We start from the raw sequence: 26,959 nt of genomic DNA, 5'->3' as shown, positions 1-26,959 counted from the left end.
CGCACTGCCATGACCAGCCCGCTGAAGACCGCCCGGCTCCTCGCCGGGCGGTCCCCGGCCCCGGCCCACAGTTCGGGCGCATCCGGTACTCCCGAGGCGCCCGAACCCGCCGGCCGGGCTCCCTGGCGCGCCGCGTGGACCGCGGTACGCCGTGACCGCGGCGCACTGCTCGCCCTCGGGGTCGTCGCCCTCTTCGCTCTGATGGCCGTCGCCGCACCACTGATCAGCGCCCTCGGTGGCTGGTCTCCGACGGAGTTCGACAAGAACGCCATCGACCCCTACCTCGGCGGACTGCCGAAGGGCTCGTTCGGCGGGATCGGTGCCGAGCACTGGCTCGGAGTGGAACCCGTCACCGGGCGGGACCTCTTCGCCCGCGTCGTGTACGGGGCGCAAGTCTCTCTGCTGATCGCATTCACCGCCACCGCCATCGTGGTCGTGGTCGGTACCGCGGCGGGCATTGCGGCCGGCTATTTCGGGGGCCGGGTGGACACGGTACTCAGTCGCCTGATGGATCTCACCATGTCATTCCCCTCGCTCATTTTCATGATCGCGATGATGTCGGTGGCCCAGGACGTCAACCGTGTCCTGCTCATGACGGTGGTCATCGGGATCTTCGGCTGGCCGGGCATTGCCCGCGTGGTCCGCGGGGAGACGCTGTCCTTGAAACACCGCGAGTACGTCGAGGCGGCCCGCGTGAGCGGATCGGGCTCCTGGCGGATCCTCACCCGGGAGATCCTGCCCAACGTCTCGGGCCCCATCATCGCCTACACCACGCTTCTCATCCCCGGCATGATCAGCACTGAGGCGGCGCTCAGCTTCCTCGGCGTCGGGGTGCGGCCTCCGACCGCCTCCTGGGGGCAGATGATCTCCGAGGCTGTCGCCTTCTACGAAACCGATCCGATGTACTTCATCATCCCCAGCGCCTTCCTCTTCCTCGCCGTGCTCGCGTTCACCATCCTCGGTGACACGCTACGGGACATCCTCGATCCTCACGGAGACCGTGCGTGATCACCTACCTCGCCCGCAGACTGGCCGGTGTCACCGGGGTTCTCCTGGCCATCTGCGCTATCACCTTCACCATCTTCTACCTGCTGCCGGCCGATCCCGCCGCTGCCGCCTGCGGTAAGACCTGCAGTCCCGAACGCCTCGCCGAAGTGCGCCACTTCATGGGACTGGACCAGCCCGTCTGGCGGCAGTTCGCCGACTACCTGGTCGGGATCTTCGCCGGACGCGAGCTGGGTACCGAGCCGCACACGCTGAGCTGCGGCTTCCCCTGCCTCGGCTACTCCTACGAAAACTCCCTGCCCGTGTGGGAGCTGCTCACCGACCGGCTGCCCGTCTCCGCGTCGCTGGCCTTCGGCGCCGCGCTGATGTGGCTGGTGCTCGGCCTGGGCGCCGGAATCACCGCGGCCCTCCGCAAGGGGACGATGACCGACCGGACCCTGATGATCGGTGCCGTGGCCACCGCTTCACTTCCGGTCTACTTCACTGCGGTCATGCTCCTCTACGGAGTGGTGCGCGTCGCGGGCCTGTTGCCCTACCCCGAATACGTGCCGCTCACCGCGGACCCGGCTGCCTGGGCCACCAATCTGCTCCTGCCCTGGAGCGCGCTCGCGGTCCTCTACGCGGCGATGTACGCCAGGCAGAGCCGCAGCTCCATGATCGAAGCCATGGCACAGCCCTACATCCGCACCGCCCGTGCCAAGGGAATGCCCGAGCCGACTGTGGTCGTCAAGCACGGCCTTCGCTCCGGGTTGACGCCGGTGCTCACGATCTTCGGCATGGATCTGGGCGGCCTGCTCGCCGGTGCCGTCATCACCGAGAGCATCTTCGGCATACCCGGCGTCGGCAGACTCTTCTTCGACGCACTCCAGCGATCCGACCAGCCGGTCATCCTCGGTGTCACGCTGCTCGCCGCTTTCTTCATCGTGGCCGCGAACCTCATCGTCGACATCCTCTATGCGTTCATCGACCCCAGGGTGAGGTACTGATCATGGGCACTCATCCTCCGGCCGGCTCGGACGAGCCGCTGCTGCAAGTCCGCGACCTGCACGTTACCTTCCCCGTTTCCGGCAGGCGCGTCAGAGCCGTCACCGGCATCGACTTCACGGTCGAAGCCGGCCGCACGCTCGGCATCGTCGGAGAATCCGGTTCAGGGAAGTCCGTCACATCCCTTGCCGTCATGGGCCTGCACCGCACCGCGGAGGTCAGCGGCTCCATCACCCTGTCCGGACGTGAACTGACCACCCTCCCCGACCGCGAACTCGCCAAGCTGCGCGGCCGCCGGATGGCAATGATCTTCCAAGACCCGCTGTCCAGCCTCCACCCCTACTACACCGTCGGCGAGCAGATCGCCGAGGCCTACCGGGTGCACTTCAAGGCAAGCCGGCGCGTCGCGCACCGCCGTGCCGTAGAGATGCTGGGTGAGGTGGGCATTCCGCGCCCCAACCAGCGGGTGTCCGACTATCCCCACCAGTTCTCCGGCGGTATGCGTCAGCGTGTCATGATCGCTATGGCGCTCGCCTGTGAACCCGAACTGCTCATCGCCGACGAGCCCACCACAGCCCTGGACGTCACCGTCCAGGCGCAGATCCTCGAACTCATCGCGCGGATCCAGGCCGAACGCGGCCTCGGAGTCGTGCTGATCACCCACGACCTCGGGGTCGTCGCGCGGGTGGCCCACGAAGTGCTGGTCATGTACGCCGGCCGAGGTGCCGAGCAGGCGAGCGCGGATGCCCTCTTCGCCGAACCGGCCCACCCCTACACACGCGGCCTGCTCGACTCGCTGCCCCGCCTCGATGACGCCGATGACGCGCCGCTGCGCGCCATCCCGGGAAGCCCGCCCTCCCTGCTCGAACCGGCAGCGGGATGCGCCTTCGAGCCCCGCTGCTCCCGCGCCACCACCGCGGCCCCCCGGATCCGTGAGCTGTGCACGAGCGGCCGGCCGGATTTCGCCCCGCTGCGCGACGGGCATCTCGTCGCATGCCATCTGCCGCTCGTGACCGGCGAGCGCGTCGACCCCGGGCACCGCCCTGACAATCCCGGCGACCCGCAAGCGCCGTCCTTGGAGAGAGAATCCCATGACTCCTGCTGACAGCCGGGCCACCGTCGATTGTGCCCGCAACGAGACAGCGGACAGGTCTGCCGCTCTCCTGTCCGTACGGCAGCTGGTCAAGACATTCCCCGGACGGCGTACCCGCACCGGCCGGGCGACCCCGCCGGTGCGCGCCGTGGACGGGGTCAGTTTCGACGTGCGGGCAGGCGAGACCCTCGGCCTGGTCGGCGAGTCCGGCTGCGGGAAGTCCACGACAGGCCGCATGCTGGTGCGCTTGCTGGAGCCCACCGGCGGATCGGTTGCCTTCGACGGCGTGGACATCAGCCACCTCGGCCAGCGCGCAATGCGGCCGTTGCGCCGTTCCCTTCAGATGATTTTCCAGGATCCGCACTCCTCCCTCAACCCGCGGCAGAGGGTGTCCCGGATCATCGCCGACCCCATGCTGGTACAGGGAATCGACGCAGGCGCCGCCCGCCGGCGTGCTGCCGAACTGATGGAACAGGTCGGACTCATCCCCGAGCACCTCGACCGTTACCCGCATGAGTTCTCCGGCGGCCAGGCCCAGCGCATCGGTATCGCGCGGGCCTTGGCGACACAACCACGGCTGATCATCGCCGACGAGCCGGTATCCGCTCTCGACGTCTCCATTCAGGCTCAGATCGTCAACCTGCTGGAGCGTCTACAGCAGGAAATGGGGCTCGCTTATGTCTTTATCGCGCACGATCTGTCTGTGGTGAAACGCGTGTGCGACCGGGTAGCGGTGATGTACCTCGGCCGCATCGTCGAGATCGGCGACCGTAACGAGGTCTACACCACCCCTGCTCACCCGTATACCCGTGCCCTGCTGTCGGCAGTTCCGGTACCCGACCCGGTGGTGGAACGGGCCCGCGAACGCATCGTCTTGCAGGGGGATCCTCCCAGCCCCGCCGAGCCGCCGAGCGGATGCACCTTCCATCCGCGTTGTTTCAAGGCTCAGGATATTTGCCGCACCGATCAGCCGCTATTGAGGATCACTGGCCGAGAGGAACGGGAAGTGGCGTGCCACTTCCCGGAGACGGAAAGCGTCTGACCGGAGTTCTGAATTCGGCCACTGCGTTCCGTTCGGAGACGCCGCCGCTCGTGAATCCAATGAAGGGAACAGATCTCTGAGAACTGATCTTCTCGACTCCGCTCGTCTCTTGCCTCACTCGTCTGAAGCCCCTGGCCTCGCGCGATGGCAGGTACGATCCGCCCTGGACAAAGCTGAGGCCGACTCCGAATGCCTGGACAATGCGCTTCTGGTCGTCTCGGAACTTGTCACCAACGCCGTGCGGCATGCCCTCCCACCCGTCACGCTGCGCTTGTCCTGGGTCCGGAATCGCCGACAGGTACCCGCGATCCGTATCGAAGTCACCGACGCCGGCCCTGAGCCGAGAAGCCGCACGGAAGACGCACGTTCCCGTCCGGAAGAGAGCGGGCGCGGCAAGGAACTTATCGCCGCCTTGTCCGTCAGGCAGGGAAGTCAGGCAGTGGCCGAGGGAATGGTCTGGTGGGCGGAGGTGGAAGCTCCCGGGGGCGACGGTACTCGGTGAGCGGAGGAGAGCGGGAATCGCATGGCATCGCAGCAGATCGTTCTCGTGCACACCTTGAGGCTGGGTCTGACGAGGCCCACGCGTTTTTTGTAGGACGCCACGGATCAGGGCCATTGTGGGCGCGGCGTCTTGCCACCGGACGGCCCGGAGACCGATGAGCGTGTCCTGAAGGCCTTCAACCCCAACCTTCGGAACCCTGCCGCCGGTGCAGCCGGAGAAGACCCACACCCTGGAGTGCGTCAGGATCGCGGGCTGAAGGCGCAGGCACTCCGGGAGAACACGCACCGCCGGCGCCGAGGAGAAGCCCGAGGGCATGGCGCCGCAGATGTGTGACGCGAGGCGTCTCCGGCCCGGTCGCCACCTTCCCGGCCGGGGTTCCTTGACGGATGCCGGCGGATCCCGTACCTGCGGCCGACCGCACGCGTTCGGAGACGGCGTGCGGAGCCTGTGCCGCTCACGCAGTCCTGATGAGGGAGCAGGAAGTACTCCAGCGGGAGGGGTTGCAATGTGAAATGTCATACGCCATATTGCTCTTGGCTCTTACGGCACTCAACTCAGAGGCACCAGACCGATCTGCACGTCAGCCATCCGCTCCCACCGGAGGTGCTCGATGAAAGTCAGTTCGTTACGGACCTGGTCCCGGGTCACCTGGCCGGCTCTTGCCGCGCTTGCCGCGGCGTTCACCCTCACGGGGCCGGCGTCAGCCGACGCCCCCGCGTCAGCCGATCCGAAACTCGGCAACCAGCAGAAGACAGCAGCCGCTCAACTGGCCAAGGACTACGGGGTCTCAAGCCAGGAGGCGCAGCGCCGGATACAGCGCCAGGACCGCTTGGCGGACCTGGCGACCGACGTGCGCAAGGCCCTGGGGTCACGATTCGGCGGTGCGTGGATCGACCACGACAACGGCGGTCGCCTCACTGTCGCCGTCACGCAGAAGGCCACTGCATCCAAGGTCCGCGCAACCGCTGCCAAGGCCGGGGCAAGTGAGACGAGAACGATCGTCGTCAGGCACAGCCAGCGTGAACTCACGCAGATGTCCGACGCGCTCGCCCGTCAGATCGCCAAGGCGAACAAGGGCGCCGCGAACGGGCTGCAAGCCGCAGTCGTCACACAGGACAACGCACTGCGTCTCGACCTGCCGAAAGGCAAGAAGCTGACGGCCAAGCAGCACAAGGTCGTGGAGTGGGCCAAACAGAAGTTCGGCAGCTCCCTGCGCGTGGACACCTACGAACACGCCTCCAAGCCCGTGTACTGCGGCGGCCAGTACTCCTGCGACCCCCCGCTGCGCTCGGGAGTGGCCATCTACGGCAGCAACATCCGCTGCACCAGCGCCTTCTCGGTCTACGACAGCTACGCCTACTACATGCTGACCGCGGGGCACTGCGCCGAGGGCAGCTCGTACTGGCAGATCCCGACCTACAGTTACGGCTACCAGCGTGTCGGTGGTGTCGTCGACTACACCTTCGGCTACTACGGTGATTCGGCCATCGTGCGTGTGGACAACGCAAGCTTCTGGCAGCCGCGTGGATGGGTTTACCCCTCGACGTCGATCCGCAACTGGAGCTACGACTACGTTGGCCAGTACGTGTGCAAGCAGGGGTCGACGACCGGCTACACCTGTGGGCGGATCACGCAGACCAATGCCACCGTCTATTACCCGAACCGCACGCTCACGGGAATGACGTGGAGCACGGCATGTGTGGCTGCCGGAGACAGCGGAAGTGGGGTCTACTACGGCTCCACCGCCTACGGAATTCTCAGCGGCGGCCCCTCCAGCGGCTGCGGCATGATCCATGAGCCGGTCAGCCGGGCACTCTCGCAGATGGGAGTCACCCTGCTCTCCGGCTGACGGGGACGCTGATGGTCGCGCCCGCCGCGGTCCGCTCAGCGCGCTGAAGACGCCACCGTGTGATCGCCGAACCTCTACCGCGGCGATCACACGGTGGCTCATCACTTGTAAGGGAGCAAGAAACTGAGTGCATGCGGACACGGCGCTGATTCTTTCGCCATTGACCTGAGCTACGACGGCTCGATCCGGGGAACTGCGACCCTGCCGTTGCGCCGAACCCTCCGTACTGGCGTCTTCCCTTCCTCAGCGGCACCCCACGCCAGGGCTCTGCCCTTGCGTGCGGGAGAAGAGGATGGGCAGTGAAAGACGCAGTCACCGACATAGTGCTGGCCCTTGAAGTTGCTTTCTGGAGCACGGCCGCGGCTCTGTACTTGCACATAGCCGACCGGGCCGGCCGCACCGGAGACCCCGCACAGCCAATTACCTGTCCCTGCGCAGAGGCGTGCTGCGAGACTGCGTTCCTCACCCACGGCCGTTTCCACGACACCCAACGCTGGTGTCGGCGCAGCTGACGATCTGTGATTCCTGCGGTACACCGATGACATGAGCATTGCGCAAGGCGGGCCGGCCGACGAGTGGGCGCCGTTGACTCCTGGCGTGCCCTGCGGCAGGCCGGTGAAGCCTGTGCCGGCTCCGGTACCGCCCCGGGTGCCCTCGACAACCGCTCACCCAAACCGGCCTCCGGAGCCAGCCACCATGACGACCTCACGCGCTCAAGGCCGGTAACCGGCTGCTGGCCCAGGTGCGTTCGCGCCACGGAGACGGCGACAGGCCATGTGACCGCCCAGCCGCAACGGCGCGGTCAGCCAGAACTCCCACCGCCCAGGGTCGAGGCCCGGGCCACCAGGGTGGGGGAAAGCCGCTCGGAGTCGACTACTTCGCCCGCCAACCGCTTCATGAGCAGCCGGACCGCGTGCACTCCCATGTCGTGCATGGGGGAGCGGATGGTCGACAGCCCCACCGGCAGCGATCCCGCGAGCGGTACGTCGTTGAACCCGATGACCGCGATGTCGGTTCCGACCTGCAGCCCCGCGTCGCGTGACGCGCCCATGGCTCCGATCGCGGCGAAGTCGTTGACGGCGAACACCGCGGTCGGCCTGGTCCGCCCCGCGAGGAGCCGCTCCATGGCCTCCCGGCCGCCGCCTGTGTCGAAGCGGGAGTGCACGATTCTGGAGGCAGGCACCTTGATGCCCGCCGCGGTGAAGGTGTCCCGGAATCCGGCGGTGCGGTCGACGCCGGTGCTGGCGTAAGGCTCGCCGGCGATGACCGCGACCTTGCGGTGGCCCAGTTGCAGGAGGTGTTCGGCCGCCAACTGACCGCCCCGGTAGTCGTCACAGGTCACCGAAGGGTGGGAGTCGGCACGTCGCGAGACGAGGACGAATGGGACCCCCCGTTCGACCACCTTGTCGAGGAAGCGCCCGTCCAGGTGGGCATCACCGAAGATGATGCCGTCGACGTGGCGGGCGAGCACCATCTCAGTTCGCTGGCGCCGCGCCACCGGATCGTCACCGGTGTTGGCCACGAAGGCGGAAAACCCGGACGCCGCGCACTCCTGCTCGATGCCCTCGTAGACGGTGGCGAGCACGATGTCGACCAGTCGCGGGACGAGCACCCCTACCAGGTTGCTGCGCTGGGTGCGGAGGCTCGACGCGTGGGGGTTGGGCGTGTAACCGACCTGCTCGGCTATTCGGCGGATCCGTTCGGAGGTCTCCTGGCCGGCTGTGCGCATGCCGGTGCCGACCGTGCCGTTCAGCACTCGCGAGGCCGTCGAGACGTGGACCCCGGCGAGCTCCGCGACGGTGCGCAGCGTGGCCCGGCCCGCGGCGTCCATGTGTGGCAGCGGTTCCCCCGCAGGACCCTCGGTCATTCTCCGCCCTTCCCTCGGTCGGTCAACATTTTGCCCCCGGCCTCTTGACGCGTACCCCCCGGGGCACATTCTATATGCGCAATCGTTTGGCGCGAACGTTAGCGCGGACATATCGGGCAGGGACAAACCAGGAGACATCTGTGCGTATCGTCATGGTGCTCGCCACGGGCGGGACGATCGCCACCCGGAGCGACACCACAGGCAGAGCCGTCGCCCGCGCCGGCGGCGCCGAGCTGGTGGAACGGTTGGCCGTGGCCGATGACATCCGCGTCAAGGTTCACGACGTGTTCCGGGTCGGCAGCTATCTGATGACCCTGGAACGGATGCGGGAGCTTGCCGCCCGGGCGCAGCGTCACCTGCTGGAGGACGACGTCACCGGACTGGTGATCACACACGGCACCGACACCATGGAGGAGACGGCCCTCTTCCTGGACCTCTTCCGGCACGAAGAGCGTCCTGTCATCCTCACGGGCGCACAGCGGCCCGCGGACGCACCGGACAGCGACGGTCCGCGCAACCTCTCCGACGCCATCGCCGTGGCCGCGGACCCGGCGAGCCGGGGACTGGGAGCACTGATCGTCTTCGACGGTTCGGTGTTCACGGCGGAGGGCACCCGCAAGAGCCACACGCTCGCTTCGAGCACCTTCGCCTCCCCCGACGGCGGGGTTCTCGGCTGGGTCCGCGGCGGTGCCGTCCACATCGCCGGGGGCCGTCGTCGGCGTCCGCGACTGGATCTGTCGGCCGTGGACCTCTCCCGTGCACGCGTGGACATCGCCGCTTGCTATCCCGGCGCGGACGCGACGGCCCTGTATGCCTTCGCCGCAGCCGGCGCACGCGGCATCGTTCTGGAGGCCACCGGCGCAGGCAACGCCAATACCGCGATCTGCGAGGCGGTGGCCGAGCTCACCGCCTCCGGCGTCGTGGTGGCCACATCCACCCGGGTCACGGCCGGACCTGTCGCCGCAGTCTACGGCGACGGCGGCGGTGCCGACCTCATAGCCGCCGGCGCCGTCCCCACCGGGCTGCTGCGCCCGTCACAGGCCCGGGTGGTCCTGGCAGCGCTGCTCGGAGTGCACACCGACCCGCGCGCCGCGCGTGAAGCGCTGGCCGCCCACACCCTCGGCTGATCCCAGCCGCTGGACACATCGACTCCCGGCTGTGGTGGCCGGGGCTACAAGAAGGAGTTGGCCTTGCCTAAGGAAATCCTGTGCGCGTTCGGCGTCGATGTCGACGCTGTCGCCGGCTGGCTGGGGTCATACGGGGGCGAGGACTCCCCGGACGACATCTCCCGGGGCATGTTCGCCGGCGAGGTCGGCACGCCGCGCCTGCTGAACCTCTTCACCAAGTACGACCTGCAGACGACCTGGTTTGTACCGGGCCACTCCATCGAGACCTTTCCGGACCAGTTCCGTCAGGTCGTTGACGCCGGGCACGAAGTCGGCGTGCACGGTTACAGCCACGAGAACCCGATCGCGATGACCCGCGCCCAGGAGGCTGCGGTCCTCGACCGGAGCATCGATCTCATCGAGAAGGTCACGAACCGGCGCCCCACCGGTTATGTCGCACCGTGGTGGGAGTTCTCGCCAGTGACCAACGAGTTGCTGCTCGAACGGGGCATCAAGTACGACCACTCGCTGATGCACAACGACTTCACGCCCTACCGTGTGCGCGTCGGTGACAGGTGGACCAAGATCGACTACTCCGCCCGGGCCGAGGACTGGATGAAGCCGCTGGTCCGCGGCAAGGAGACCGAGCTCATCGAGATCCCGGCGAACTGGTACCTCGACGATCTGCCTCCGATGATGTTCATCAAGGCCAGCCCGAACAGCCACGGCTTCGTGAACCCGCGCGACATCGAGCAGATGTGGCGGGACCAGTTCGACTGGGTCCACCGGGAGATGGACTACGCGGCCGTCACCTTCACCATCCACCCGGACGTCTCTGGACGCCCCCAGGTGCTGCTCATGCTTGAGCGGCTCATCGAGCACATCAACAGCCACGACGGCGTCCGATGGGTCACCTTCGACCAGATCGCTGATGACTACGCCGCCCGGCACCCATGGAAGGGACAGGCCAAGTGACCAGCGAAACGACCCTGCCGGAGGGCGGCGCGCCCGAGACGCCGGCAACGGAACCCCAGCGGCGGCAGTTCCCGGCGTTCACACGGAAGCAGACCAACACCGCCATAGTCCTGGCACTGCTCGCCTGGACCGTCGCGGTCTTCGACTACGGCCTTTTCGGCACCCTGCTTCCCGTCATGCAGGAGGACTTCGGCTGGAGTGCCTCGACCGCCTACCTGGTCAACACGCTCATCGCGATCGGCACTGCGATCATCGCCTTCGGAGTCGGGCCGGTCATCGACCGCCTTGGACGTCGCCGCGGCATGATGGTCACCATCGGAGGCACCGCCGTCGCCTCCGTCCTGACGGCCGTCATCCCCGCGAAAATGGGGGCGCTGAGCACGAGCGCCATGGTCGGCGTGCGGTCGCTGGGCGGTCTCGGCTTCTCCGAGCAGTCGGTGAACGCCACCTACCTCAACGAAGTGTTCTCGATCACCGAGGACGAGAGGAAGCGCGAACGCCGCGGATTCTGGTACGGCATCGTCCAGGGCGGCTGGCCGCTCGGCTTCCTGCTCTCCAGTGCCCTCGCGCTCGTCCTGCTCGACACACTGGGCTGGCGCGCGATGTACCTGGTCGCGAGCCTTCCCGCCGTCGCGTTGATCATTGTGATCGGCAAGAAGCTGCGCGAGACTCCGCAGTTCGAGCTGCACCAGCGTCTGCGCAAGCTCAAGGCAGAGGGGAAGACCCGGGAGGCCGGGGCACTGGCCGCCGAATACGGCGTGGAGCACACCGACAGCGCCCCGATCGCGCGGATCTTCCAGCCCGAGCTGCGCCGGAACACCATCGTGCTCTCGCTGGCGTGGATCGTGAACTTCTTCGGCATCAACATCTTCAGCGTGCTGGGCAGTTCCATCCTGGCCAACGCCAAGGGCGTACAGCTCAGCACCGCGTTCTGGATGCTCATCGTCATCAACCTGGGCGCGTACTTCGGTTACATCTTCCACGGCTGGCTCGGCGACCGCATCGGACGCAAGCACACCATCGTCATCGGCTGGATGATCTCCGGCGTGGCCTTCGCCGTCATGCTCTCCCCGCTGGTCACCAGCACCGCACTCATCGTGACCACCTACGCGCTGGGACTGTTCTTCCTGGTGGGCCCCTACGCGGCGATCATGTTCTACATGGGGGAGTGCTACCCCACGGACTGCCGCGGTACCGGCACGGTGATCATCGGCGCCATGAGCCAGCCCGGCACGATCATCGGCGGGTTCCTGTTCACCGGAGCGGCGGCAGCTTGGGGCACCGGCTCCGCAGCGCTCTGGGTGGGTGCGGTCGGCACCTTCCTCTCCGGTGCGCTGATGCTGCTGGCCAAGCCGGTCGCCCGGCTCGAGAACTGACCGCCCGAGCGGCACGTACCCCTATCTCACGGTGCCGGTGGGCGGGACCACCATCCGCTCACCGGCACCGCCTGGAACAGAAAGGTTCACGTCATGGCAGCACACGCTCAGCCGGATGGCGCCGGGCCCGCCGTCGCGGTCGTCACCGGAGCGGCCAGCGGGATAGGCCGGGCCGTCGCGGTCGGCTACGCACAGGAGGGCGTGCACGTGGTGATCGGCACGTTCCCCGGTGACCCGCACGACCCACGCGAGACGCTCCGACTGGTGGAGGCCGCAGGAGGCAGGGGACTGATCGTCGAGGTCGACGTCCGCGACAGCGGCCAGGTCGACGAACTGGCGCGCAGCGCGTACGCGGCGTTCGGGCGGATCGATTACGTGGTGGCCAACGCCGGCGTGCTCCGACGGGCTCCACTGGCCGAACTCACTGACGAGGCCTGGGACGACATGCTCTCCGTGGACCTGACCGGGGTACTGCGCACCTTCCGGTCGTGCGCGCCTCACATGGCGGAGGGCTCCGCGATGGTCGCCGTCTCGTCGATCGCCGGCGGTGTCTACGGCTGGGAGGACCACGCGCACTACGCCGCCGCCAAAGCCGGGGTGCTCGGACTGTGCCGCAGTCTGGCGGTGGAGCTGGCACCCCGCGGCATTCGCGTCAACGCCGTCATCCCCGGCCTCATCGAGACCCCCCAGTCCTCCGACCCGGTGAACTCGCTGGGCCCGGAGGGACTCGCCCGCGCGGGCGGCGACATCCCCTTCGGCAGAGTCGGGCGGCCCGAGGAGGTCGCCGACGTCATCCGTTTCCTCAACTCGCCGCAGGCCCGGTACGTCACCGGCCAGCAACTCGTCGTCGACGGCGGCCTGACCGTGAGGATGCGCGCATGAACCCGATCGCGGACCTGAGCAGCCGGACGGCTCTGGTCACCGGTGGCGCCAGCGGCATCGGACGGGCGATCGCCGAGGCGCTCGTCACCGCCGGGGCGCGCGTGGTCGTGCTCGACCACGACGCCACCGTGGCCGAACGGACCGCGCGGTCCATCGGCGCGGCCGGAGGTGTGGCCGCAGACATCGCCAACGAAGAACTCGTCCGGCGGGCCGTCGCCGAGACGGAGCTCCTTCTGGGCCGGATCGACATCCTGGTCAACTCCGCAGGCATCCTCACCCAGGCACCGCTGGTGGAGATGTCGCTGCGGCAGTGGCAGCAAACCATCGACGTGGACCTGACCGGAGTGTTCCTCATGTGCCGGTACGTGGTCCCGGGCATGGTGTCCCGCGGGCACGGCCGGGTCATCAACATCGCCTCACAGCTGGCCATCAAGGGAGGAACATCGCTGACGCACTACAGCGCCGCCAAAGCCGGCGTCCTGGGTCTGACGAAGGCCCTGGCTCTGGAGGTGGCCCGCGACGGGGTGCTGGTCAACGCCATCGCCCCCGGCCCCATCGAGACACCTTTGATCGACGGAATCTCCGAGGAGTGGAAACAGGCCAAGCGCGCGGAACTGCCCCTCGGACGGTTCGGCAGGCCCGAGGAGATCGCCCCGACCGCAGTGCTGCTGGCCGGCTCCCCGAGCGGTGACCTGTTCGTCGGCCAGACGCTGGGGCCCAACTCCGGCGACGTCATGCCGTAGGAGGGGACCATGTGCGGCGCCTGCGGCAGAACCTCCACAACCGATGCCTGGTCCGGCGTCTTCCTCACCAGGCGCGCCCGCTGGGAGGCCGCCCGGATCATCAACGACGCCCTGAGCGAGACAGGCCACCCCGCACGGGTGACCTGCGCGGCCGCAGCATGGGTCGTCCACTCGGGGACCGGACGAAGCGTCCTGGTGGACACCGTCAGCGGAGTCTGGCAAGTGCTCCTGTCCCTGCCGGGCCTGCGGCTCGACGTGGCCGCAGCGCTCAGCGGCCAACCACCAACCCCAGTACTCGCCGCCGTCGTGGCCTCGGCGGAAACGGCGACCTGATCGATGCCCGCCTACGGCGCAAGAAGGGGTATCCATGCCCGTCAGCCTCAACTCCGACATGGGCGAGTCGTTCGGCATCCACTCGTTCGGCAACGACGACGCCCTACTGCCACTGGTCGATGCCGCCAACATCGCCTGCGGCTTCCACGCCGGCGACCCCGTCGGCATCCACCAGACGGTGGCCAAGGCCGCCGCCGCCGGAGTGGCCGTCGGTGCGCACCCCGGCCTGCCCGACGCTGTGGGCTTCGGCCGCCGGGAGATGAAGCTGTACCCCGAGGAGGTGCGGGACCTGGTGCTCTACCAGGTCGCGGCGCTCAAGGGATACCTGGACGCCGAGGGAGTGCCGCTGCGCCACATCAAGCCGCACGGCTCGCTCTACGGCATGGTGGCCCGCGACAGCGAACTCATGGACGCGGTCTGCGACGTGGCGGTGCAGTACGGCGTCCCGGTCTACGGCATGGCCGGGACCGCGCACGAGCACGTCGCCGCTGAGCGCGGCGTGGGCTTCGTAGCCGAGTTCTACGTCGACCTCGGCTACCGCGCCGACGGCAGCCTCGTCATCGCCCGCCGGCCCCACGCCACTCCACCCTCACTCGCCGCCGACCGCGCCCGGCTCGCGCTCGCCGACGGTCTGGTCGAGACCGACTCCGGCAAGCGCCTTCCCGTCCGGTTCGACAGCATCTGCGTGCACTCCGACACCCCGAACGCCGTTGACGTGGCCACCGTCGTGCGCCAGGTCATCAACTCAGCCTGAACCCCTTCCCGACAGCGAAAGGAACCCCGTGCCCGAGCACACCGTGCGAGCACCCATGCCCGGAGTCTTCTACCGGCGCCCCGCACCGGACAAGCCGCCGTTCGCTGAGATCGGCGCGACCGTCACAGAGGACCAGACCATCGGAATCATCGAAATCATGAAGCAGTTCGCGGAGGTCAAAGCAGGAGCCGGAGGCCAGGTGACCGCCTTCGCCGCCGAGAACGAGACACTCCTTGGCCCGGGAGATCCCGTGGCGACCATTGAGATGAGCTGACCGAACATGCGCAAGCTTCTGGTTGCCAACCGCGGCGAGATCGCCGTACGGGTCATACGCGCGGCCCGCGAACTCGGTGTTCGGACCGTCGCGGTCTGCAGCGAGACCGACACCGAGGCCCTGCACGTGCGCATGGCCGACGAGCACGTCGTGATAGGCCCCGCGCCCGCGGCCCGCAGCTACCTGGACGCCGACGCCGTGGTGGCCGCCGCCGTCCGCCTGCGGGCCGACGCGGTGCATCCCGGCTACGGGTTCCTCTCCGAGCGCGCCGCGTTCGCCCAGCAGGTCATCGACGCGGGAATGACGTTCGTCGGGCCGTCCCCCGAAGCCATCCACCTCATGGGCGACAAGGCGCTGGCCCGCTCCACCGCCGCCCGCGCGGGAGTACCCACCGTGCCCGGCTCCGACGGACCGCTGACCGACGTGGACAGCGCCCTGGAAACCGCCGGACACGTCGGCTACCCGATCGCGGTGAAGGCGGCGGCCGGCGGCGGAGGCCGCGGTATACGCATCGTGCGATCACCGGCCGAACTGCGCGAGGCGCTCCCCCTCGCCCAGGCCGAGGCCAAGGCGGCGTTCGGCAACGGCGAGGTCTACCTCGAACGGTTCGTGCACAACGCCCGCCACATCGAAGTGCAGATCTTCGGCGACGGCGAGCGCTTCGTACACCTGGGAGAGCGCGACTGCTCTCTGCAACGGCGCCGGCAGAAGGTGGTCGAGGAGGCCTGCGCGCCCAACCTCCCCGCACAGGTGCGCCAGGACATGACCAACGCGGCGGTGAGCCTGGCCGCCGCAGTGTCCTACTCCGGCGCCGGGACGGTGGAATTCCTCTACGACTCCGAGCGGCAGGAATTCTTCTTCATCGAGATGAACACCCGCATCCAGGTCGAGCACCCCGTCACCGAGATGGTCACCGGCAGGGACCTCGTGCGCGAGCAGCTCACGGTCGCCGCGGGCGCCCCCCTGTCATTCACCCAGCAACAAGTCGAACCACGCGGCCATGCACTGGAGTTCAGGCTCAACGCAGAGGACCCCGGCGCGGGATTCATGCCCAGCCCCGGCACGATCACCGTGATGCGGATGCCCGGAGGGCCATTCGTACGCATCGACTCGGGCTGCGAACAGGGCAGCCAGGTCAGCCCGTTCTACGACTCGCTCATCGCCAAACTCATCGTCTGGGGTGACACCCGTGAGGCCGCTCTGGCGCGCGCCCGCCGGGCGCTGGACGAGATCGAGGTGCGGGGAGTGGCCACCACGGCCCCGTTCCTGCGCTCCCTGGTCGATCTACCGGAGTTCGCCGAGGCGAACTACCACACCACGTTCCTGGAGAGTTGGATGGCCAGCCGGGCCTCCGACCGCGACGCCGCAGGGAGGGCCGCATGAGTCCGCTCAACAGCCGTTACTCGTGGGGCGGAGACGAACACCTGGTCGTCCAGCTCGACGAGGCAATGAGCCTGGAAGTCAACTTCGAGGCGATGGCCATGGCCAGGCTTCTGCAAAGCCAGAAGCTGCCAGGCGTGATCGACGTCTGTCCCGCGAACGCCTCCCTCATGGTGCGCTTCGACCCGGATGTCATTGCCCCGGCGGCACTGGAGGGCGCGGTGCGCCAAGTCGAGCGGGAGGTCGGCGACGCGCCGTCCCTGACGCTCCAGACCCGCATCGTCGAAGTACCCGTCTGGTATGACGACCCGTTCACCAACGAGACCGGTGCCCGGTTCCGCGACCGGCACCAGCGGCCGGAGGGCAACGACCTGGAGTTCGCCGCGATCGAGAACGGCCTGCCTTCGGCGCAGGCGTTCATCGACCGCCACTCCGGTTCGCCGTGGATCACCTCGATGGTCGGCTTCGTCGCCGGACTTCCCTTCCTCTTCCAGATGGTTCCGCAGGAGCGACAGCTCGAAGTCCCCAAGTACCTGCGTCCCCGCACCGACACGCCGGCCCTGACCGTCGGGTACGGCGGCTGCTTCTCCTGCATCTACTCGGTGCGCGGCGCCGGCGGCTACCAGATGTTCGGCGTCACCCCGGTACCCATCTTCGACCCGGCCCGCAAACTCCCCGACTTCGCGGACTTCATGGTCTTCTTCCGGCCCGGCGACATCGTCAAATTCCGCCCGATCGACGGGGACGAGTACGAGCGCGTCAGACAGGACGTGGAAGCAGGGGCATTCCGCTACCGCCAGAGCCCGGTCAGCTTCAGCCTGCACGACTTCCTGGCAGGCCCCGACGCCTACAACGCCACACTGCTGGAGGCCCTGCATGGCCATTGAGATCCTCAACCCCGGCCTTGCCTCGAGCATCCAGGACAGGGGCCGCCCCGGCTACTACGAGGTCGGCATCCCGCCATCGGGCGCGGTCGACCTGTACTCCTCCCTGGCCGCGAACCTGCTGGTCGGCAACGACGACGGGGCCGCACTGATCGAAGCCGCGTACATGGGACCCGAACTGCGGTTCACCGCACCTGCGGTAGTGGCCGTCACAGGCGCCGCGATGCCGGTGAAGGTCAACGGCCGGTCCGCGCCACAGTGGGAGTCCTTCGACATCGGCGCCGGGGACGTTCTCTCCTTCGGCTTCCTGGAACACGGCGCCCGGATCTACATCGCGGTGTCCGGGGGCATCGACGTACCGCTCGTGCTGGGCAGCCGGTCGACATACGCCCTCGGCGCGTTCGGCGGGTTCGACGGCCGCACGCTCAAGGCCGGGGACGTACTGGCCACCGGTACTGACACCGGATCCGGGCGGCTGGGACGAGTTGTTCCGGAGAACCTCCGTCCCGAACTGTCCCGCGAACTCGAACTGCGCGTCATGCTCGGCCTGTACGACTACCGACTCACCCCGGCCGGCCTCACAGCGCTGCTGGACACCACTTGGACGCTGACGCCCGTCGCGGACAGGGTCGGCTTCCGGTACAGCGGCGGAACACTGGAGTGGAAGGAACGAGTGCAGCCGTTCGGCGCGGGGTCCGACCCGTCGAACATCGTGGACGCCGGATACCCCCTCGGATCCATCCAGGTCCCCGGCGGGGTGGAGCCCATCATCCTGCACCGCGATGCCGTCTCCGGCGGCGGCTACGCCATGGTCGCAACGGTGATCAGTGCCGACCTCGACGCCGTCGGCCAGTCCGCGCCCGGGTCCCGGACCCGCTTCTGCCCGGTGTCCATGGAGCAAGCGCTCCAGGCCCGGGCGGAAACCGCAGCCCGCGTCCAGCGACTGCGCACGGCGCTGTCCTAACCACCTGCGACACGCAGCCTTTGCCGCCGCCACCACCGTTCGAAGGGATCCACCTCAACCATGAGTTCCGTCGCATACGCCATCCCCCGGCGGGGCGCACTCGCCGACTCCGTCTGGGCGCGCAGCCGCGTCCGTGACGCCGTGCTCGTCCTCGGGGCCGCCGGGCTCACCGCGCTGGCCGCCCAGATATCGGTGCCCGTACCGGGATCGCCGGTCCCCGTCACGCTGCAGACGTTCGCCGTCCTGGTCACCGCTGCCGCGCTGGGTGCCACACGCGGCGCGCTGGGCCAACTCCTCTACCTCGCCATCGGTGCCGCGGGCTTGCCGGTCTTCTCCGGGGCGACGGGCGGCCTGTCCACCGTCCTCGGCGCGACCGGCGGCTACCTGCTCGGGTTCGTCGTCGCCGGCTACCTCGTCGGAGCACTCGCCCAGCGGGGCGCCGACCGGCGCGTCGCCGGCACGCTGCTGGCCTACCTCGCGGGCTCGGCAGCCATCTACGCGGTGGGTGTTCCCGTGCTCGCCGCCGTCACGCACCAGTCGCTCGGGTGGGCGGTGCTCCACGGACTGGTGCCGTTCCTCGTCGGCGACGTGCTCAAGGCAGTCGCCGCGAGCGCGGCTTTGCCCGCGGCCTGGCGTGTGATGGGCCGCAGGCGCTGACGGAACGAGTCCGCCCGGCTCGGGACCGCGGCTCGCGACTGCTGCGAGCCGCGGTCCCGAGCCGGGCGGACGCAGGTGGTAGGGCGGAGAGTCGGGCTTTCCCGTGGTAGGCGGGTCGGCGGCACCAGGCCTTACGCGCGTCCCGCAGCCAGGTCCATCAAGCGGGACAGTACGCGGTCGCCGGCAGCGGTGACGCCGTCGTGCTCCCATTCGTTGGTGACCCATACCCGGGTGGCGCCGACCTCGCGTGCGGTGCACAGGGAGAGCCCGGCATCCACGTACATGTCGTCGTGGTAGACGAGTGCGGCGAGCGGGACCCGGTTGGCGGCGAGGCGGCGACGGTCGTACAGCGGTGGCCAGTCGGAGCGTTCGGCCAGCAGATCGGCGGCGTCGGCGAACGGACGCAGGCCACTGATCTCGCGAAACATCCAGGGGTAGATCATCTCTCCGGTGAGCAGAAGAGGATCGGCGTCTTCGGCGAACCCCGGAAACGCGGCCATGGCCCTGGACGCCGCCCAGTTGGTCGGACCTGCGCCCTGGCCGTACAGGGTCTCCTGCATGACGGCAAAGAGCGGATTGTCGGTGAAGCCGGTCAGTGTCAGCACTTGGTGCAGGAAGGTGTCGGTTGGCTTCCCGTCCTCGTCGAGAGCTTCATCGAGAAGCCAGTGGATCCGCTCGAAGCCGTCGCCCATACCGAGGACGAGGCCGAGCGTACGCAGGCGGTGGGAGGTGAGCCGGTCTCCGTTGGGCAGGCGTACATCGGTGGTGGCCAGAAGACGGGCTATCCCGCGCAGCCGGGCGGCATCGTGGGGATAGCGAGTGTAGAAGTCGCGGACCCGGTCCCGTACCCGGGGATAGGTGCGGGCGTAAACGTCGTCGGCGGTCGCCGAGAGGCCGGGCAGGCCGCCGGTCACGTAGCAGGCACGCAGACCTTCGGGGGCTTGAGACAGATAAGTGAGGGTGATGAAGCCGCCGTAGCTCTGGCCGAGAGTCTCCCAGGGCTCATCGCCGCACAGTTGCCGGCGGATCAGCTCGGCGTCCGCGACGATCGAGTCGGCGCGGAAGTGGCCCAGATGCTCGGCCAGCCGGGCTGGTGAGGTCAAGCGAGAGGCCGCACGGGCGGTAACGGGGGTGGAACGCCCAGTGCCGCGCTGGTCGAGGAGGAGGACCCGGTGGGTTTTGAGAGCCTGGGGCAGCCAGCCGGGTGAACCAGCCGATGGCCTGGGTGACTTGCCGCCGGGGCCGCCCTGTAGGTAGAGAAGCCAGGGTAGCTGGTCACCGACTTTGCCTACTTCGGTGACTTCTCGGGCGAAGATCTGGATGGTCGGGCCGTGCGGGGCCGCGTGGTCGAGGGGGACGGTGAAGACGTGGTCGACGGTCGCGTACGCAGAGTTCATGGGTCCCTTTCGTAGCCACACGACGCATGAGGTGTGACATTGTACAGTGGGTAGTCGGTGATGCAGTGCACCCCGCCTGGTCCTTGTTCGGGTCTGCTGCACGGATAGGTGACATCTGATCCGGCTTGCCTGTGGGCGGGGCCTGGAAGGATGTTGCTGTGCCTGCTCCCTATCCCGAAGAGTTCCGTGATGACGTCGTGCGGGTGGCCCGCAACCATGAGAAGGGTGCGACCCTCGCCCAGACCGCGAGGGACTTCGGTGTTCATGAGATGACGCTGTCGAAGTGGCTGCGCCGGGCCGCCGTGGAAGACGGCGAGAAGCCCGGTGTCACCAGGTCGGAGTCGGCGGAGAACCGTGAACTGAAGAAGCGGGTGCGGCTGCTGGAGCAGGAGAACGAGGTCCTGCGCCGGGCTGCGCTGGGCTCTGTTCTCGTAGAGGCGGGCGAATCACTGGCCAGCCAGGGTGCCCACTGAACGTTCCTTCCCGTTCCGGACCCCGGAGAGCCCAGCACGGCCGTACCTCCAGGATCTTCGGACTCCCTCCGGCAAACGACAGCAAGATCACGAGCGGAGATCAACCACATCATCAAGGCCTCGGTCCCCGCGAGCGAAGGACCGAGGTGAGAAGCAGGTCAGAAGAACTCATCGAGTAGCTGATAGAAGGCCATCTTGTCCTTGTCGACGCGGTGGGCGCCGTACCGCTCGAGGAACCGCTCGGCGTATGCGGGGCCGAACCAGGGGTCCTCGTCGATCTTCAGCTCGCGGGCGGCGAGGGCGAGGTCGGCGTGGCGGTCGGCGATGCCGAGGCGGCCCACATCGATCACTCCGGTCACCTGGCACGTCCCTGGGTCGAGCAGCACGTTGTTGGGGCACAGGTCGCCGTGGCAGACGACCAGGTCCTCCTTCTCGGGCCGGGCGCGGTCGAGTTCGGCGAGGAGCTGGTCGCCGGTCCAGCCGGCGTGCTCCTCCTGGAGGTCGTCGAGGTCGACCAGGCCCTCCCGGACGTTGTGCCGGGCCTCGGCGACCGCCACGTCGAGGCGGCGGTCGAAGGGGCAGTCATCCACGGGGAGTTCGTGGAGGGTGCGGGCCAGTTCGGCGATCGCCTCGACGACGGCGGTCCGCTGATGTTCGGGCCACTCCTCAGAGGCCGCGGCGCCGGGCAAGGCTTCGGTGACGAGCCAGGCGGTGGTGTCGTCGGCGCCGCGCTCGACGATACGGGGAACGGGGATGCCGTGGTGCGCGAGCCATTCGAGGCGGTCGGCCTCGCCGACGAGGTCGAAGGCGGGGTTCTCCGGGGTACGCGGCGCGATTTTCGCATAGAGCTCGGGCCGGTGGCCGGTGAGGTGGTAGACGAAGGCACCTGAATCCCCTTCGTTCACGAGGCGCCATGCGTAGTGCGGATATGTCCGGCGTAATGTGCTGTCCATGGTCGGAATCATGGCAGAGACTGCCTTCCTCTCCTGGGTCATTTTCCCGGACGGTTTCGGACAGGGCGGGGAAAGGGTCACCGGTCTTCTCCTGCGGCGGTACCCCGCGGCGGCCGCCACCCCCGGGCCGAAGTCCTTTACGCAGGGGGAGAGATAGGCCTCCGTGAGGAGCAGCAGGAAGGCGGTTTCGGCGGCGAGGTCGCCGGCTTCCTGGCTGTTGGTGAGCATTTCGGCCGCGGGGTCGGGCCCTGCGCCGGCGAGTTTGGCGGCGCGTGCCCTGCTCAGCACGCAGGCGGTCACGTAGGCGTCGGCGTGGTCGGCGGGAATGCCGCAGCGGACTACGTGGGCGCGGGCGCTGCGGGAAACGGCCGGATTGGTGTAGTGGCTGAGGACGAGAATGACGTCGCGTACTTCGATGACCTTCCGGTAGGCGATGAGCCGCCAGGAGAGCTGCGGCTGGAGAAGGACCAGCAGGCGGGAGCGGGTGGGGGAGAGGGCGACGTGCGGCACGGCGTCGACCAGGTCCCGCCACAGCGGCCAGATCCGCCAGATGGTGCGGGCGTGGTCGGCGGTATGGCGCAGCTGCATGACGGTGGGTACGAGAAGCGCGGCGGCGCGCAGCACCGCGTGCAGGCTGATGATGAGGCAGAGGGGAACGCCCGGGCGGGAGCCGGCAGCCAGCAGGAAGTAGTGAGTGAGCCAGAAGAGGCCGGCGAGGGCGGTGCCCCAGCCGAAAAGGGTCAGGCCGAGGTTGACGGACGCATTGGGGCCGCGACGGCCGTACGTCCAGCAGACCCGGACGCACGCGGCACAGGCCACCACGTGCGCGGTGATGAGGAGAAGCCAATACGCGGCAGAGGATGGCCGGGCGAGGGTGAAGGGCGGTCCGTGGCCCGGCGCGGGGGCGGCTCCCAGGCCGGCGAGGGCCAGGAGTGCGGCCATCACGGTGATCATGGCGACCAGGACGGTGCCGGTGTGGCGGCGGCCGCGGGTCGCGTACACGGCGAAGTGCAGCACGGCCGCAGCGGACATGACGCCGACCTGGTTCTTGGCGAGAGCGACAGCCCGCGGGGAGCTGGTGAGTTCGGCGGCGTACGCGCTCACCGGTCCCAGGTGCAGGGTCATCGCGACGGCGGCCGAGGCCACGGCGAGCCACAGTCCGCGCTGGTGTGGGTTGCGTACGGCGGGGCGGGCCCGGAGCAGGACAGCGGCCCAGAGGAAGCCGACGCTGAACGTCTCCAGAGTGCCCCAGGTCCCCGGTAAGTCACAGCTCATGGTCGGTGCTCACTCCGAGGGCCGCGTGCAGTTTGCCGTAGGTGTCGGACGGCGGGCACCGGACAGGCCCGGTCTCGCCGGTGCGGATCAGGGTGGCCAGCATCTCGGCTTCCTGCTCCTGGCGGGTTGAGTAGTTGGCACGGGCGAGGATGCGGCGGACGAGCCGAGGGCTGAGGTCGCCGAGGAGGCCGCCGGGTGAGCCGGCGGTGTCCGTGACGGCGTGGTGGTTGAAGAGCATGTGGCCGATCTCGTGCAGCACGATGTGTTCCTGGTGGGACCGGGCTGTGCGCTGCTCGTAGAAGATGTGGTCGTCGGTGTCGGTGGCCACCCACAGTCCGCACGCTCCTGCCGCGGCGGCCTGGGGAGGCAGCGGGTGCAGGTGGAGAGGGCGCCTGCGGTGTGCGGAGAGGTGGGCGCACAGCGGCTCGATGGAGAACGGACGGGGCAGGGCGAGTTGGTCCAGCAGCGGTCGACAGCGTCGGCGCAGCCTGGCGATCCTGTACGGCATGCGGTGTGTACCGTTTGGCCTTCCTCGGTCGGCGTTGACGGGCGTGGCGGGAACGGTCCGTCCGCCGGGTTCGCCCGCGCTGCAGGGCGCCATCGCGGCACGGCGGCATGGCCGCACGGTGCCGTCTTTTGCGGCAGCGCGCCTCGGGCGTCAGCGGGATGACGGCCGGCCGGGGCCACCTGGTCGTACGGGGAGCGCGCCGGGGTGCTTCCGGCGCAGGTCGGCATGCCGGGGCGCGCGGAGCGGGTCCCGTGTGGTGGTCGCGGCTGTACGGACGGGCGGTTTTGGCGGCGGCCTGGTCAGAACCGGCTGTGTGGCCGGTGGTGGGTTACCACTCCGCTGTGAAGGAACCTGCGGCCGAACTCGCGGGGAAACCCGAGAGGGAAGCCGTGTGGGGAACCGCGCGGACATCCGTGCCGGAGAAGGAAACGATTCTCCGCTGCCTTGCGATGCCTGCTGGGCGATGAACGATATGAGAAATGATGACAGCCTCCCCATGCATGACGTCTCTCCAGACAACGCCAGCGGCCATATTCCGTAGCCTCTGCTGTTGCTGGGCCCGTTGTTCCGTAGCCCCGGCTACGTCGTGCTTCCGGACGTTCCGGTCGGGCCGCCGTCCGGTGCGCCCATGTGGTCTTGGTCGTTGAACGCTGCAAGGTTTTGCACTCTGCGGGCCTCGTTGACCATGATGAGCAGAGCGTCCAGGCTCTCCGCGGACAGGCCATCGGCCCGCAGGGCGAGGTTGCGCACGCGGGCGTCGCGCAGCGCCGTGGCCAGCTTGAGCTGTGAGTTGACGCGTTCGGCCGTCTCCTCGTTGAGGAAGTACTCGGGCGGTACCCCGAAGAACTCGGCTAGCACGTCCAGTTGCTCGAGCGTGACGTTGCGCTTCTTGCCCGTGGCGAGTTCCCACAGGTAGGTGCCGGAGATGGCACCGCCGGTGGTCTCGCGGATCTCCTTCGCCAGCCGGGCGTAGCCCGGTCGCTTGCGCTGGTCCGGGTGCATGGCGGCGATCAACTCGTTGAGTCGCTGGCCGAACTCCCGCACCAGCGGCCGCTCCGGCGGCTCAGGGACCTGCCCGCTACCCGCCATGCGCATCTCTCCCTTCCGTTCCGGCTCCCCCGGACACCTGGCGCGCTTCCGTGACCGCTTCAGCGGACAATGCCCACCCGATCATCAAACAACTATCAGCCACTGTTGACAAGTTGACATCGACTCAGCGTACGATCCTGCCAAGCTTCATCAACTTTAGCGAACGTCAACCGCCCGGGGACCGCCGGGCGCTCCCTGACCACGGAGGTCCGGCACGATGAAGGCTCTGGTGTTCGAGGCCCCCGAGCGGGCCGTCCTCACCCACCGCGACATACCGGACCCGGCACCCGGCGAAGCTCTCGTCCGCATCGCCTACAACTCCGTCTGCGGCAGTGACCTCTCCTTCTACAAGGGCGTCTGGCACGGTTTCACGTACCCGGTCGTGCCCGGACACGAGTGGAGCGGCACGGTCGTCGACGTCAACGGCGCCCGGGGAACCGACCTCGTCGGCGGCAACGTGGTCGGCGACCTGACCTGCTCGTGCGGCACCTGCGCACACTGCCTAGCCGGGACGCCGACCCTCTGCGAAGACCTGGGCGAGCTCGGGTTCACCCGGGACGGTGCCTGCGCCGAGTACATGACCATTCCCGTCGCCAACCTCAGGCGGCTGCCGGACACCCTTCCGCTGCGCGCCGCCTGCCAGGTCGAGCCGCTGGCGGTCGCGCTCAATGCGGTGGACCGGTTGGGGGTCACCGGCGGCGAGAAGGTCGCCGTCATGGGCGCCGGCGGCATCGGGCTGCTGCTCGTCCAGGCCGTACGGCTGCGCGGTGGCACCGTCACCGCGGTGGCCGAGCCCGTGCCCGAACGCCGCGCCGCCGCCCTGGCCATGGGCGTCCCCGCAGCCGTGTCCGGCGCCCCGGGAGCCCTGGTCGAGTTGACCGGCGCGAACCCGGACGCGGTGCCCGATGTTGTCCTGGAAGGGTCGGGATACCCGACTGCGGTACAGGAGGCCGTGGAGGCCGTCCGCCCGGGCGGACGCGTCGGCCTGGTCGGCTACCGCATCGAGGAGTCGGCCGTGATGGCCCCGCACCACATCGTGCTCAAGATGCTCACCGTCCGGGCGTCCATGGGCCCCGGCACCTGCTTCGAGGAGGCCATCGACGTCCTGGCGTCCGGCGCCGTCGACGTGGACGGCCTGCTCAGCCACGAGTTCCCGCTCGACGACCACGCCAAGGCCCTCGACGTGGCCCTGCGCCGCACGGACGGCAACACCCGCTCGTACTTCAACCTCCACGCCTGAACGACGCCGTGCCCCGCGCCGGCCGCCCCTCCCGTACCTCATCCGCACATCCACGGCATGACATCAGGAAGGAAGGTCCATGGTTTCCCGGTTGGCAGTGAACGGCGGCGACGCGTTACGCACGCGCCCCTGGCCCGCATGGCCGCAACCCGCGCCTGGGGTTGCCGGCGCAATGGCGGATGTCCTCGGATCCGGCCGGTGGTCGATCAGCGGCCCCTACCGCGGCACCGACTCCTACGAGCGGCGCTTCGCCCGGGCGTTCGCCGCCTACAACGGTGTGCCGCACTGCGTGCCCGCCGCGAGCGGCACCGCCGGCCTGATGCTGGCCCTGGAGGCGTGCGAGGTGGGCGCCGGAGACGAGGTGATCGTCCCCGGCCTGTCCTGGGTCGCGTCCGGCTCCACCATTCTCGGTGTCAACGCCGTTCCCGTCTTTTGCGACGTCGAAGCCGACACGCTCTGCCTCTCACCCGACGCGGTCGAGGCCGCGATCACCGAACGCACCCGGGCCATCGTCGTGGTCCACCTCTACTCGGCCCTCGCTGACATGGACCCGCTCCTGCGGATCGCCGAGCGCCACGGGCTGCCCCTCATCGAGGACTGCGCCCAGGCGCACGGCGCCACCTACCGGGGAGTCAAGGTCGGGGCGCTCTCCACCGCCGGAACCTTCAGCATGCAACACAGCAAGGTGCTCACCAGCGGCGAGGGCGGCGCCGTCGTCACCCGTGACGCGCACTTCGCCCGTCGCGTGGAGCACCTGCGGGCCGATGGCCGCTGCCTGTCCGCCACCCTGCCCAGCCCTGGAGCCATGGAACTGGTCGAGACCGGCGAGCTGATGGGGAGCAACCGGTGCCTGTCCGAATTCCAGGCAGCCATTCTCACCGAGCAGCTCACCATCCTCGACGAGCAGAACGAGACCCGCCGCTCCAACGCCGCCCGCCTCGACGGCCTCCTCGGCGGGCTGGGCCTGCGCCCGCAGACCACGTCCGCCGGCACCACCTCCCGTACCTACTACACCTACGCGGTGCGGCTGCCCGACGGCGTGCTGGAGGACGTCCCCGTCACCGAGGTGACAGACGCGCTCACCGCCGAGCTCGGCTTCCCCGTGCTGCCCTGCTATGCCCCGATCCCGGCCAACAAGCTGTACGCGCCGCACACCCGCAGGCGCTACACGCTGGGTCTGACCCACGAGGAGCGCATCGACCCCAAGAGGTTCGCGCTGCCCGTGTGCGAGGGCGCCGCGCGGCGGACGGTGACCCTGCACCACGCCGCCCTGCTCGGCGGCGAAGAAGACATGGGTGACATCGCCGCGGCCTTCGCCAAGGTCCTGCGGCACGGCGCCGAACTGGTGCATTGA

25 protein-coding genes and 2 pseudogenes are annotated in these 26,959 nt (G+C 68.6%); 21 read left to right on the top strand and 6 right to left on the bottom strand.

Features of this window, described 5'->3' with window-relative positions; all coding sequences use genetic code 11:
* Nucleotides 1–9 precede the first annotated feature (9 nt).
* The 6 genes from LIX60_RS04350 (at nt 10) to LIX60_RS04320 (ending at nt 6,475) form a co-directional block, all read left to right on the top strand.
* On the top strand, nt 10–1,008 hold the full coding sequence (locus tag LIX60_RS04350; RefSeq protein WP_227957276.1) for an ABC transporter permease: 999 nt from the start codon (nt 10–12) through the stop codon (nt 1,006–1,008).
* Nucleotides 1,005–1,991 (top strand): ABC transporter permease, encoded by a 987-nt coding sequence (locus LIX60_RS04345; protein WP_043462410.1) that lies wholly within the window; start codon nt 1,005–1,007, stop codon nt 1,989–1,991. Before LIX60_RS04350 ends, LIX60_RS04345 begins: the two co-directional genes overlap by 4 nt.
* A 2-nt stretch (nt 1,992–1,993) precedes the next feature.
* Nucleotides 1,994–3,094 (top strand): ABC transporter ATP-binding protein, encoded by a 1,101-nt coding sequence (locus LIX60_RS04340; protein WP_227957275.1) that lies wholly within the window; start codon nt 1,994–1,996, stop codon nt 3,092–3,094.
* On the top strand, nt 3,081–4,124 hold the full coding sequence (locus tag LIX60_RS04335) for an ABC transporter ATP-binding protein (protein ID WP_227957274.1): 1,044 nt from the start codon (nt 3,081–3,083) through the stop codon (nt 4,122–4,124). The genes LIX60_RS04340 and LIX60_RS04335 overlap by 14 nt, the downstream gene beginning before the upstream one ends.
* A 109-nt stretch (nt 4,125–4,233) precedes the next feature.
* Complete coding sequence (locus LIX60_RS31900) at nt 4,234–4,626, top strand: ATP-binding protein (protein ID WP_227957273.1); 393 nt, start codon at nt 4,234–4,236, stop codon at nt 4,624–4,626.
* Between the two features lie 610 nt (nt 4,627–5,236).
* Nucleotides 5,237–6,475, top strand: coding sequence for a S1 family peptidase (locus tag LIX60_RS04320; protein ID WP_308101088.1), 1,239 nt, complete (start codon nt 5,237–5,239; stop codon nt 6,473–6,475).
* A gap of 802 nt (nt 6,476–7,277) precedes the next feature.
* Here LIX60_RS04320 and LIX60_RS04315 read toward each other — a convergent pair.
* Complete coding sequence (locus LIX60_RS04315; RefSeq protein ID WP_227957272.1) at nt 7,278–8,342, bottom strand: LacI family DNA-binding transcriptional regulator; 1,065 nt, start codon at nt 8,340–8,342, stop codon at nt 7,278–7,280.
* A 140-nt stretch (nt 8,343–8,482) separates the two neighbouring features.
* On the opposite strand from LIX60_RS04315, the gene LIX60_RS04310 reads away from it, so the two are divergent.
* The 12 genes from LIX60_RS04310 (at nt 8,483) to LIX60_RS04255 (ending at nt 18,670) form a co-directional block, all read left to right on the top strand.
* Nucleotides 8,483–9,469, top strand: coding sequence for an asparaginase (locus LIX60_RS04310; RefSeq protein WP_227957271.1), 987 nt, complete (start codon nt 8,483–8,485; stop codon nt 9,467–9,469).
* A gap of 63 nt (nt 9,470–9,532) precedes the next feature.
* Nucleotides 9,533–10,423: a polysaccharide deacetylase gene (locus tag LIX60_RS04305; RefSeq protein WP_019710688.1), complete on the top strand. Its 891-nt coding sequence runs from the start codon at nt 9,533–9,535 to the stop codon at nt 10,421–10,423.
* Nucleotides 10,420–11,799 carry an MFS transporter gene (locus tag LIX60_RS04300; RefSeq protein ID WP_227957270.1) on the top strand — a complete coding sequence of 460 codons (1,380 nt, stop codon included), beginning with the start codon at nt 10,420–10,422 and terminating at the stop codon, nt 11,797–11,799. The genes LIX60_RS04305 and LIX60_RS04300 overlap by 4 nt, the downstream gene beginning before the upstream one ends.
* Nucleotides 11,800–11,892: 93 nt before the next feature.
* Complete coding sequence (locus LIX60_RS04295; RefSeq protein WP_227957269.1) at nt 11,893–12,681, top strand: SDR family NAD(P)-dependent oxidoreductase; 789 nt, start codon at nt 11,893–11,895, stop codon at nt 12,679–12,681.
* Nucleotides 12,678–13,424, top strand: coding sequence for an SDR family NAD(P)-dependent oxidoreductase (locus tag LIX60_RS04290; RefSeq protein ID WP_227957268.1), 747 nt, complete (start codon nt 12,678–12,680; stop codon nt 13,422–13,424). The genes LIX60_RS04295 and LIX60_RS04290 overlap by 4 nt, the downstream gene beginning before the upstream one ends.
* Before the next feature lie 9 nt (nt 13,425–13,433).
* Nucleotides 13,434–13,757, top strand: coding sequence for a hypothetical protein (locus tag LIX60_RS04285; RefSeq protein ID WP_227957267.1), 324 nt, complete (start codon nt 13,434–13,436; stop codon nt 13,755–13,757).
* A gap of 34 nt (nt 13,758–13,791) precedes the next feature.
* Nucleotides 13,792–14,511 (top strand): 5-oxoprolinase subunit PxpA, encoded by a 720-nt coding sequence (gene pxpA / locus LIX60_RS04280; RefSeq protein ID WP_227957266.1) that lies wholly within the window; start codon nt 13,792–13,794, stop codon nt 14,509–14,511.
* Nucleotides 14,512–14,539: 28 nt separating this feature from the next.
* Entirely contained in the window at nt 14,540–14,785 is a 246-nt protein-coding gene (locus LIX60_RS04275; RefSeq protein WP_019710682.1) for an acetyl-CoA carboxylase, read from the top strand.
* 6 nt (nt 14,786–14,791) lie between these two features.
* A complete protein-coding gene (locus LIX60_RS04270; RefSeq protein ID WP_227957265.1) occupies nt 14,792–16,168 on the top strand; it encodes an acetyl/propionyl/methylcrotonyl-CoA carboxylase subunit alpha in 1,377 nt (458 codons plus the stop codon).
* Nucleotides 16,165–17,052, top strand: coding sequence for an allophanate hydrolase subunit 1 (locus LIX60_RS04265; RefSeq protein WP_227957264.1), 888 nt, complete (start codon nt 16,165–16,167; stop codon nt 17,050–17,052). Before LIX60_RS04270 ends, LIX60_RS04265 begins: the two co-directional genes overlap by 4 nt.
* Nucleotides 17,042–18,013, top strand: a complete 972-nt coding sequence (locus LIX60_RS04260; protein ID WP_227957263.1) for a biotin-dependent carboxyltransferase family protein — start codon at nt 17,042–17,044, stop codon at nt 18,011–18,013. Before LIX60_RS04265 ends, LIX60_RS04260 begins: the two co-directional genes overlap by 11 nt.
* A 60-nt stretch (nt 18,014–18,073) precedes the next feature.
* The gene (locus LIX60_RS04255; protein WP_019710678.1) at nt 18,074–18,670 is read left to right on the top strand and encodes a biotin transporter BioY; all 597 of its coding nucleotides are present in this window, start codon (nt 18,074–18,076) and stop codon (nt 18,668–18,670) included.
* A 131-nt stretch (nt 18,671–18,801) separates the two neighbouring features.
* On the opposite strand, the gene LIX60_RS04250 is transcribed toward LIX60_RS04255, so the two are convergent.
* Entirely contained in the window at nt 18,802–20,067 is a 1,266-nt protein-coding gene (locus tag LIX60_RS04250; RefSeq protein ID WP_227957262.1) for an alpha/beta fold hydrolase, read from the bottom strand.
* Between the two features lie 158 nt (nt 20,068–20,225).
* Between LIX60_RS04250 and LIX60_RS04245 the strand changes: the two are divergent.
* Nucleotides 20,226–20,483: pseudogene (locus LIX60_RS04245) on the top strand (transposase); the annotation flags it as partial.
* 215 nt (nt 20,484–20,698) lie between these two features.
* Here the strand turns inward: LIX60_RS04245 and LIX60_RS04240 are convergent.
* The 4 genes and pseudogenes from LIX60_RS04240 to LIX60_RS04230 form a co-directional block, all read right to left on the bottom strand.
* Nucleotides 20,699–21,505 (bottom strand): APH(3')-V family aminoglycoside O-phosphotransferase, encoded by an 807-nt coding sequence (locus tag LIX60_RS04240; protein ID WP_374117958.1) that lies wholly within the window; start codon nt 21,503–21,505, stop codon nt 20,699–20,701.
* Between the two features lie 150 nt (nt 21,506–21,655).
* Nucleotides 21,656–22,768 (bottom strand): annotated as a pseudogene (locus tag LIX60_RS31700) (MAB_1171c family putative transporter); the annotation flags it as partial.
* The gene (locus LIX60_RS04235; RefSeq protein ID WP_227957261.1) at nt 22,758–23,276 is read right to left on the bottom strand and encodes a hypothetical protein; all 519 of its coding nucleotides are present in this window, start codon (nt 23,274–23,276) and stop codon (nt 22,758–22,760) included. The gene LIX60_RS04235 and the pseudogene LIX60_RS31700, both read right to left, overlap by 11 nt.
* Nucleotides 23,277–23,855: 579 nt before the next feature.
* Nucleotides 23,856–24,365, bottom strand: coding sequence for a hypothetical protein (locus LIX60_RS04230; protein WP_227957260.1), 510 nt, complete (start codon nt 24,363–24,365; stop codon nt 23,856–23,858).
* A 217-nt stretch (nt 24,366–24,582) separates the two neighbouring features.
* Here LIX60_RS04230 and LIX60_RS04225 point away from each other — a divergent pair, with 217 nt between their 5' ends.
* Entirely contained in the window at nt 24,583–25,605 is a 1,023-nt protein-coding gene (locus LIX60_RS04225) for a zinc-binding dehydrogenase (protein ID WP_227957259.1), read from the top strand.
* A 79-nt stretch (nt 25,606–25,684) separates the two neighbouring features.
* The gene (locus LIX60_RS04220; protein ID WP_308101087.1) at nt 25,685–26,959 is read left to right on the top strand and encodes a DegT/DnrJ/EryC1/StrS family aminotransferase; all 1,275 of its coding nucleotides are present in this window, start codon (nt 25,685–25,687) and stop codon (nt 26,957–26,959) included.

The sequence above is a fragment of the Streptomyces sp. S07_1.15 genome (genome assembly GCF_020739505.1).
Lineage (GTDB): Bacteria > Actinomycetota > Actinomycetes > Streptomycetales > Streptomycetaceae > Streptomyces > Streptomyces xinghaiensis.
The sequence above is the reverse complement of the archived record's forward strand: the minus strand, read 5'-3'. Positions and strand labels throughout refer to the sequence as shown.

What these genes read in the sequence shown, in the direction of transcription:
- LIX60_RS04270 (WP_227957265.1), top strand. Translation starts at nt 14,792, where the DNA reads ATGCGCAAGCTTCTGGTTGCCAACCGCGGCGAGATCGCCGTACGGGTC.
- LIX60_RS04315 (WP_227957272.1), bottom strand. Translation starts at nt 8,342, where the DNA reads ATGACCGAGGGTCCTGCGGGGGAACCGCTGCCACACATGGACGCCGCG.
- LIX60_RS04220 (WP_308101087.1), top strand. Translation starts at nt 25,685, where the DNA reads ATGGTTTCCCGGTTGGCAGTGAACGGCGGCGACGCGTTACGCACGCGC.
- LIX60_RS04235 (WP_227957261.1), bottom strand. Translation starts at nt 23,276, where the DNA reads ATGCCGTACAGGATCGCCAGGCTGCGCCGACGCTGTCGACCGCTGCTG.
- LIX60_RS04225 (WP_227957259.1), top strand. Translation starts at nt 24,583, where the DNA reads ATGAAGGCTCTGGTGTTCGAGGCCCCCGAGCGGGCCGTCCTCACCCAC.
- LIX60_RS04265 (WP_227957264.1), top strand. Translation starts at nt 16,165, where the DNA reads ATGAGTCCGCTCAACAGCCGTTACTCGTGGGGCGGAGACGAACACCTG.
- LIX60_RS04320 (WP_308101088.1), top strand. Translation starts at nt 5,237, where the DNA reads ATGAAAGTCAGTTCGTTACGGACCTGGTCCCGGGTCACCTGGCCGGCT.
- LIX60_RS04240 (WP_374117958.1), bottom strand. Translation starts at nt 21,505, where the DNA reads ATGATTCCGACCATGGACAGCACATTACGCCGGACATATCCGCACTAC.
- LIX60_RS04350 (WP_227957276.1), top strand. Translation starts at nt 10, where the DNA reads ATGACCAGCCCGCTGAAGACCGCCCGGCTCCTCGCCGGGCGGTCCCCG.
- LIX60_RS04295 (WP_227957269.1), top strand. Translation starts at nt 11,893, where the DNA reads ATGGCAGCACACGCTCAGCCGGATGGCGCCGGGCCCGCCGTCGCGGTC.
- LIX60_RS04255 (WP_019710678.1), top strand. Translation starts at nt 18,074, where the DNA reads ATGAGTTCCGTCGCATACGCCATCCCCCGGCGGGGCGCACTCGCCGAC.
- LIX60_RS04340 (WP_227957275.1), top strand. Translation starts at nt 1,994, where the DNA reads ATGGGCACTCATCCTCCGGCCGGCTCGGACGAGCCGCTGCTGCAAGTC.
- LIX60_RS04290 (WP_227957268.1), top strand. Translation starts at nt 12,678, where the DNA reads ATGAACCCGATCGCGGACCTGAGCAGCCGGACGGCTCTGGTCACCGGT.
- LIX60_RS04250 (WP_227957262.1), bottom strand. Translation starts at nt 20,067, where the DNA reads ATGAACTCTGCGTACGCGACCGTCGACCACGTCTTCACCGTCCCCCTC.
- LIX60_RS04230 (WP_227957260.1), bottom strand. Translation starts at nt 24,365, where the DNA reads ATGGCGGGTAGCGGGCAGGTCCCTGAGCCGCCGGAGCGGCCGCTGGTG.
- LIX60_RS04335 (WP_227957274.1), top strand. Translation starts at nt 3,081, where the DNA reads ATGACTCCTGCTGACAGCCGGGCCACCGTCGATTGTGCCCGCAACGAG.
- LIX60_RS04260 (WP_227957263.1), top strand. Translation starts at nt 17,042, where the DNA reads ATGGCCATTGAGATCCTCAACCCCGGCCTTGCCTCGAGCATCCAGGAC.
- LIX60_RS04285 (WP_227957267.1), top strand. Translation starts at nt 13,434, where the DNA reads ATGTGCGGCGCCTGCGGCAGAACCTCCACAACCGATGCCTGGTCCGGC.
- pxpA (WP_227957266.1), top strand. Translation starts at nt 13,792, where the DNA reads ATGCCCGTCAGCCTCAACTCCGACATGGGCGAGTCGTTCGGCATCCAC.